Genomic DNA, 6,780 nt, shown 5'->3' with positions numbered 1-6,780 from the left:
ACCGCGGCCGAGCCGCGCCGCTCGACCCGCCCGCCGGCCACCACCCCGCCCGCGGCCGGCCGGGACGCGGACGCCCCCGGCGACACGGCGCCGGCGTCCGGTCCGGTCTGGGACCTCGACGCCACCTGAGGTCGGACGTCGGGTGGGCTATCGCCCGCCCGGAGGCGGTAGGCGACCCCGCCCGGGGGCTGTAGGCGACCCCGCCCGGGGGCGGCGGGGCGTGACGCCCCGCCGGCCATCCGAGATGCCGGTCCGTCAGAGGTGACGTGTGGTGTCGATCCCCAGGTTCATCCCCGCCAGGCCCCGGGGTCGCACGGCCAGGCCGTCAGCGATCTCGCGGTACGCGCGCCCCGACGGTGACTCGGGCTCGGCCAGGACGATCGGCGTGCCCTCGTCCCCGTGCTCGCGCACGGCCTGCTCGAGCGGCACCTGACCGAGGAGCTTGACGGGTGCGCCGACCGAGCGGGACAGGTTGGCCGCGACCTCCGCGCCGCCGCCGGTACCGAACACGTCCATGCGGGTGCCGTCGGGCAGCTCCAGCCACGACATGTTCTCGATGACACCGGCGATCCGCTGACGGGTCTGCAGCGCGATCGACCCCGCGCGCTCGGCGACCTCGGCGGCCGCCTGCTGCGGAGTGGTGACCACGAGGATCTCCGCCGACGGGATGAGCTGGGCGATCGAGATGGCCACGTCGCCGGTGCCCGGGGGCAGGTCCATCAGCAGGACGTCGAGGTCGCCCCAGTACACGTCGGCGAGGAACTGCTGCAGGGCCCGGTGGAGCATCGGACCACGCCAGACGACCGGGGTGTTGCCCTTCGTGAACTGCGCGATCGAGATGACCTTCACGTCGTGCGCCACGGGCGGGAGGATCATCTGCTCGACCTGGGTCGGCCGGGCGTCGGTGCCGAGCATCCGCGGGATCGAGTGCCCGTAGATATCCGCGTCGAGCACGCCCACGGACAGGCCGCGGGACGCCAGCGCCGTCGCAAGATTGACCGTCGCGGTGGACTTGCCCACGCCGCCCTTGCCCGAGGCGACCGCGTAGACCCGGGTGAGGTTGCCGGGTTGGGCGAACGGGATGACGGGTTCCGCCGCGTCACCACGGAGGTGCTTGCGCAGTTCGGTGCGCTGCTCGTCGCTCATGACGTCGAGCTCGACGGCGACCTCGCCGACGCCCGGGACGTCGGACACCGCCGAGCGGACGCGGTCGCTGATCGTGTCCTGCATCGGACACGAGGCGACGGTCAGGTAGATGCCGACATCGACGCGGCCGGTCGCGGGGTCCACCTCGACGCCCTTGACCATGCCGAGCTCGGTGAGCGGCTTGCGGATCTCCGGATCGTCGACCTTGGCCAGTGCGGCGCGGATCGATTCTTCGCTGGGTGCACTCATGATGCCCCGAGTCTAGGGGTCGCGGCACCCCGTGACGATTCAGGCCGGGGGCGGCGGCACGCAGAACGGCGGGATACAGGGCAACTCGATGACCGGCAGGCCCGGGATGGCGGGCGGCGCCGGCGCCGGGGCGGGCGCGGCGGCCGGGGACGACTCCGTCGTTGTCGGCGTCGGCGCCGTCGACGGCGCCTCGGTCGCGGGAGACGTCGGCGCCGCCGGCGGGGCGACCTCCGTGCAGCCGGGCACCGGCGGTTCCGCCTCTCCGGGCTTCGCGGGCTCCGGCGCGGCGGTCGGCTCGCCCTCCCAGCCCTCGGGGCAGCGCTCCGGTGGCCGCGGGGGCTCGACCGTGGGCTCCGGTCGGTGGATCTCCGGCAGATCGGAGGGCAGCGGGAAGGCGTTGACCGCGTAGCCGTGCGCCCACGCGTTGACGTTGGCCACGTACGCCAGCGAGTTGTTGTAGGCCAGGATCGCGCGGGTGCGGGCCGCCGGGTCCGCCATCGACCCGCCCTGGTTGCACAGGAGCGTCGCCGCGGACAGGGCACCGTCGTAGATGTTGTTCGGATCGGCCACGCCGTCGTCGTTGCCGTCGCGCCCGAGCGTCGCCCAGGTCGACGGGATGAACTGGACGGGTCCGACGGCACGGTCGAAGTCGGGGTCGCCGTCGAATCTGCCGCCGTCGGTGTCGGTGATGACGGCGGTGCCCGGCAGGGAGCCGTCGAGTCGGGGGCCGACGATCCGGCCGATGGTGTTGCCGCGCACGTCGAAGAGCCCGCGGCCCTGGTTGGACTCGACCTGACCGATCCCGGCGAGGACGGTCCAGTCCATCTCGCAGGCGGGGCGCTCCGCGTTGAGCCGCTCCGTCGCGCGGTGGTAGGCGTCCAGGGCGATGCCCGGGATCCCGAGCGGTCCGTCGGGGATCGTCGCCGGCTCGATGTGCGCGGCGCCGGGGTCGACCGGCGGCTCCGGGATCTGCTCCGAGGTGGTGGGGTCGGTGGTGGGAGGGGGCGGCGTCGTCGCGGGAGGCGGCTCCGGCGAGTACTCGGCCAGCGGCGTGATGTCAGGTGCGGCGGGGCGGCTCGTGTCGATCGTGAGCCCGACCGCGGCGAGGACCGTGATGGCTCCGACGGTCACGGCTGCACTGGTGAGCACCCGGCGGTCTGCAGTGTGCGCGATTCGGCGCAAGATTCTCCCCCTACGACGTAACGGACGGCGCCACGGCCGTGCACCGCCCCCGCGACGCTTCGTCTGGGGCGAGGTTACCCCCGGCCCCTGTCGTCTGGATCGGTTTTCCCGCCATCGGCGTTACCGCCGCCGGTGGAGAGCCCGGCCAGCATCGTCTCGATCCGTTCCACGGAATCCCGCAGGTCGTCGAGCTCGCGGCGCAGGTAGTCACGCGTGACGGTCTCGCCCACCGACAGGCGTACCGACGCGAGCTCGCGGGCGAGGAATTCCGTGTCCGCCTTGGTCTGGGTGGCCCGGAGCCGGTCCTCCTTGACGGACTCCTTGTCGCGGTCCTCCTGACGGTTCTGCGCGAGCAGGATGAGCGGCGCGGCATAGGCGGCCTGGGTCGAGAACGCCAGGTTGAGGAGGATGAACGGATACGGATCGAACCGCAGCGCCACGACCGCGACATTGATGACGATCCACACGATCACCACGACCGTCTGGATGAGCAGGTACATCCCGGTGCCGAAGAACCGGGCGACGGCCTCGCTGTACCGGCCGACCGCGTCGGAGTCGAAGCTGATCCGGGGTCGGCGGGACGTCATCGGGGTGGACAGCGACGACCTCACGGTGGGTTCGGTCATCGCGCCGTCTCCGTGTCGTCGTGCAGGTCCATGTCCCGCCAGTCGTCGGGCAGGAGGTGATCCAACAGGTCGTCCACCGCGACCGCTCCGAGGAGGTGCCCTTCGTCGTCGACTACGGGGCCGCACACCAGGTTGTAGGTGGCGAAGAAGCGGGTCACCGCGTCCACCGAGTCGGTGGGGCGCAACGCCGACAGGCTCGTGTCGACCGTCTCGGCGACCATGGCGGACGGGAGCTCGCGCAGCAGCGCCTGGATGTGGACGCAGCCCAGGTACTTGCCCGTCGGGGTGGCCGTGGGAGGGCGGACGACAAAGACGAGGCTGGCCAGAGCGGGACTGAGGTCGGGGTTGCGACAGTGCGCGAGCGCCTCCGCCACCGTGGTCTGCGGCGAGAGGATGATCGGTTCGGGCGTCATCAACCCGCCGGCCGTGTCGGCGTCGAAGGTCAGCAGGCGCCGGACGTTCGACGAGTCCTCGGGGTTCATCCGCTCGAGATACGACTCGGCGTCCTTCTCGGGGAGCTCGCCGAGGAGGTCGGCCACGTCGTCGGGGTCCATGGCCTCGAGAACGTCCGCCGCACGCTCGAGTTCCAGCCGGGTGACGATCTCGGTCTGCTCGTCGTGGGGGAGCTCCTGCAGGATATCGGCCAGCCGTTCGTCGTCGAGGGTGCGCGCGACCTCGAGTCGACGCACCTCAGGCAGTTCGCGCAGGGCGATGGCGACGTCCGCCGGACGGAGGTCGGCGTACTGCTCGACCAGGCTCTCGGCGCCGTGCTCAGGGGTGCCGATCGCGTCGTCCAGGCCCCTGATGCGGTTCCACGGGTGGATCGACACCTCCCCGCGCCGACCGAGGGGGGAACGCCCGCGGCGCTCGCGGACGGCGAGCCGCGACACGAGCCAGTCCCGCGAGCGTTGGCGTTCGATCTCCACGTCGACGACCTGGTACCGGGTCGGGCGGTCCGGGTTCCCGGAGCGCTCGCCCGCGGGCTGGTCGCGCTCGACGCCGATGACCGAGTCCACGAGGGCGCCCAGGACGAGATTCTCCCCGGGCCTGGACTGGAACCGGTGCAGGTTGATGGTGCCCGACACCAGCGACACCGACCGCGGATCGATCGAGGCGACCCGGAGCATGGGCACGAAGATCCTGCGCCGCGTGGGTAGCTCGACGACCAGCCCGATGACCCGCGGGGGTTTGTGCCCGGAGCGCATCGTCACCACGACATCCCGGATGCGTCCGATGTCGTCCCCGTCAGGGCCGATCACGGGCAATCCGGCTAGCCTGGCGACGAAGGCCTTGTTGAGGTTCGCCATGCAGACCAACCTAGTCACCGACAGGCGGCGCCCGCCCGCCGTACCGGACGTAAGGGAGTGCCACCCACGATGACCGCAGCCCCCCACGCGACAGCCGCGCCTTCGGAGGACGCCGCCTCGGCGATCGCGGACCTGCGCGCCCGGCCACGGCGCACGGTCCTCGCCGTGCCCGGCAGCAGTGTGAAGATGATCGACAAGGCGCGGGGACTGCCAGTGGACGAGGTCTTCCTGGATCTCGAGGACGCGGTGGCCGGCCCGGCGAAGGAGGAGGCGCGCGAGAACGTCGTGGCCGCTCTCGGCCGGGGTGGGTTCGCGGCGCCCACCGTGGTGGTGCGCGTCAACGCCTGGGACACCGAGTACACGGTCCGCGACGTCACGGAGGTCGTCGGTCGGGCGGGTGCCCACGTCGACGCACTGCTGCTGCCCAAGGCGCGGACCGCGGCGGAGGTCGCCGCGCTCGACCTCGTGCTGACCCAGGTGGAGAAGGCCGCGGGCCTGCCGGTCGGTCACATCGGGATCGAGCCGCAGATCGAGGACGCCCTCGGTCTGACCAACATCGACGCGATCGCGACGGCCAGCCCGCGGGTGCTCACGCTCGTGTTCGGTCCCGCCGACTTCATGGCCTCCATCGGGATGCGCACGCTGACGGTGGGGGAGCAGCCGGACGGGTACGCCCCGGGCGACGCCTATCACCACGTGTTCATGACGATCCTGGTGGCCGCCCGCGCGCACGGCCTTCAGGCCATCGACGGTCCGTTCCTCAGAGTCCGCGACGAGGACGGTTTCCGCCGCGCGGCGGCCAGCACCGCCGCCCTCGGGTTCGACGGCAAGTGGGTCCTGCACCCCGCGCAGGTCGACGCGGGTAACGAGGTGTTCAGCCCGCGTCAGGACGAGTTCGACAAGGCCGAGGCCATCCTCGAGGCCTACGCGCGCTCGACCTCGGTGGAGGGCGGCGCCCGCGGTGCGGTGATGTTCGGTGACGAGATGCTCGACGAGGCCAGCCGTAAGATGGCGTTGGTCGTCTCCGCCCGTGGCCGTGCGGCCGGGATGACCGTCTCGGATCGGGACCCCGCCGGGAACGAAACGGAAGGACGGACCTCATGACCACTCCCGTGAACCCGCGGGGCGCGCGCGCCCGGGGCGCCCAGACGCCGGGTCTGCCCACACCGCCCACCGGGTGGGTCGTCGGCTCCTACCCCACGTACGCGCAGGCCCAGGCGGCGGTCGATCACCTCGCCGACGAGGACTTCCCCGTCCACGAGGTCACGATCGTCGGCGTCGATCTCATGCAGGTCGAGCGGGTCACGGGCCGACTCACCTGGCCGAAGGTCCTGCTGGGCGGGCTGGCGACCGGCGCGTGGCTCGGCCTGTTCATCGGCCTGCTCCTGGGCATCTTCACGCAACCCATGTGGGGCGTGGTGCTGACCGGTCTGGTCGGCGGCTCCGTGTTCGGCGTCGTCTCGGCGTCGCTGTCCTACGCCGCGACCCGCGGGAAGCGGGATTTCGCGTCCACCTCCCAGCTGGTCGCGGGCCGCTACGACGTCCTGTGCGAACCCGCCAACGCCGAGCGGGTGCGCGACGAGCTCGCCCGGCTCGGGCTGAAGTAGTGCTACCGGGAGGCCCTGCGGACGGGTCGACGGTTCCGGCGGCGGTACGCGCTCACCTGGAGGAGCGCTACGGACCGGAGCCGCAGGAGGCGTCGGTGACGTTCCTCGGCACCGCGCCGATCCGGATCCTCCGGTTCGTGGACTTGGAGAGCGGTGTGGTGCGGTACGTCTCGCTGGGGTGTTCGGCCGAGCCGATGGGGGATCCGTCGGCGCTCGTGCCCGATCCGACAGCGCCGCGCGCGGAGCTGAGCCTCGTGCTCCGGGGCGGTGTGGACGGCGTGGTGCGCGCCCTGGCCGTGCTCGCGGCCGCGCCCGCGGTGGAGGGACTGGTCTTGTCCGAGGGCGCGCTGATCGACCTGGGCGAGCCGCTGTGGCCCGGCGCGGCGTTCACCGCCGTGGTGCTGCGTGCCCCCGAGATCCCGGACGTCGAACTGCCGGGTGACGCGGCACCCGTCCGGGTGTTCCGGGCCGTGCCGGTCACCCACACGGAGGCGGCGTGGGTCCGTATGAAGGGTGCGGCCGAACTCGAGGAGGCGTGGGCGGAAGCCGGGATCGACGTCACCGATCCCGCCCGGTCCGCCGTGAACCCCGGCCTGACCCGCTGACGGACGGCCCGTCGACTCCGGACGGCGACCACGTGGGGCCTCGGCGTGACGGCGCCGG

6 protein-coding genes and 1 pseudogene are annotated in these 6,780 nt (G+C 72.3%); 3 read left to right on the top strand and 4 right to left on the bottom strand.

The features are described from left to right. Nucleotides 1–255: 255 nt before the first annotated feature. The 4 genes from DPA01S_RS10330 to DPA01S_RS10315 all read right to left on the bottom strand — a co-directional run bounded on the left by DPA01S_RS10330 (nt 256) and on the right by DPA01S_RS10315 (nt 4,510). Nucleotides 256–1,395, bottom strand: a complete 1,140-nt coding sequence (locus DPA01S_RS10330; protein ID WP_007631677.1) for an Mrp/NBP35 family ATP-binding protein — start codon at nt 1,393–1,395, stop codon at nt 256–258. A gap of 39 nt (nt 1,396–1,434) precedes the next feature. Next, a complete protein-coding gene (locus tag DPA01S_RS10325) occupies nt 1,435–2,526 on the bottom strand; it encodes a lytic transglycosylase domain-containing protein (RefSeq protein ID WP_061227687.1) in 1,092 nt (363 codons plus the stop codon). Between the two features lie 125 nt (nt 2,527–2,651). Further along, entirely contained in the window at nt 2,652–3,203 is a 552-nt protein-coding gene (locus DPA01S_RS10320; protein WP_061227645.1) for a DUF1003 domain-containing protein, read from the bottom strand. Continuing rightward, entirely contained in the window at nt 3,200–4,510 is a 1,311-nt protein-coding gene (locus tag DPA01S_RS10315; protein ID WP_007631682.1) for a magnesium transporter MgtE N-terminal domain-containing protein, read from the bottom strand. Before DPA01S_RS10315 ends, DPA01S_RS10320 begins: the two co-directional genes overlap by 4 nt. 15 nt (nt 4,511–4,525) lie before the next feature. On the opposite strand from DPA01S_RS10315, the pseudogene DPA01S_RS10310 reads away from it, so the two are divergent. The 3 genes and pseudogenes from DPA01S_RS10310 to DPA01S_RS10300 form a co-directional block, all read left to right on the top strand. Next, nucleotides 4,526–5,614: pseudogene (locus tag DPA01S_RS10310) on the top strand (HpcH/HpaI aldolase/citrate lyase family protein); the annotation flags it as partial. Further along, on the top strand, nt 5,611–6,117 hold the full coding sequence (locus DPA01S_RS10305; RefSeq protein WP_061227646.1) for a YflT domain-containing protein: 507 nt from the start codon (nt 5,611–5,613) through the stop codon (nt 6,115–6,117). The pseudogene DPA01S_RS10310 and the gene DPA01S_RS10305, both read left to right, overlap by 4 nt. Then, complete coding sequence (locus DPA01S_RS10300; RefSeq protein WP_082767582.1) at nt 6,117–6,722, top strand: suppressor of fused domain protein; 606 nt, start codon at nt 6,117–6,119, stop codon at nt 6,720–6,722. The genes DPA01S_RS10305 and DPA01S_RS10300 overlap by 1 nt, the downstream gene beginning before the upstream one ends. The last annotated feature ends 58 nt before the right edge of the window (nt 6,723–6,780 follow it).

This window comes from Dietzia papillomatosis NBRC 105045, assembly GCF_001570845.1.
GTDB classification, from domain to species: domain Bacteria; phylum Actinomycetota; class Actinomycetes; order Mycobacteriales; family Mycobacteriaceae; genus Dietzia; species Dietzia cinnamea.
The sequence above is the reverse complement of the archived record's forward strand: the minus strand, read 5'-3'. Positions and strand labels throughout refer to the sequence as shown.

What these genes read in the sequence shown, in the direction of transcription:
- DPA01S_RS10330 (WP_007631677.1), bottom strand. Translation starts at nt 1,395, where the DNA reads ATGAGTGCACCCAGCGAAGAATCGATCCGCGCCGCACTGGCCAAGGTC.
- DPA01S_RS10315 (WP_007631682.1), bottom strand. Translation starts at nt 4,510, where the DNA reads ATGGCGAACCTCAACAAGGCCTTCGTCGCCAGGCTAGCCGGATTGCCC.
- DPA01S_RS10305 (WP_061227646.1), top strand. Translation starts at nt 5,611, where the DNA reads ATGACCACTCCCGTGAACCCGCGGGGCGCGCGCGCCCGGGGCGCCCAG.
- DPA01S_RS10320 (WP_061227645.1), bottom strand. Translation starts at nt 3,203, where the DNA reads ATGACCGAACCCACCGTGAGGTCGTCGCTGTCCACCCCGATGACGTCC.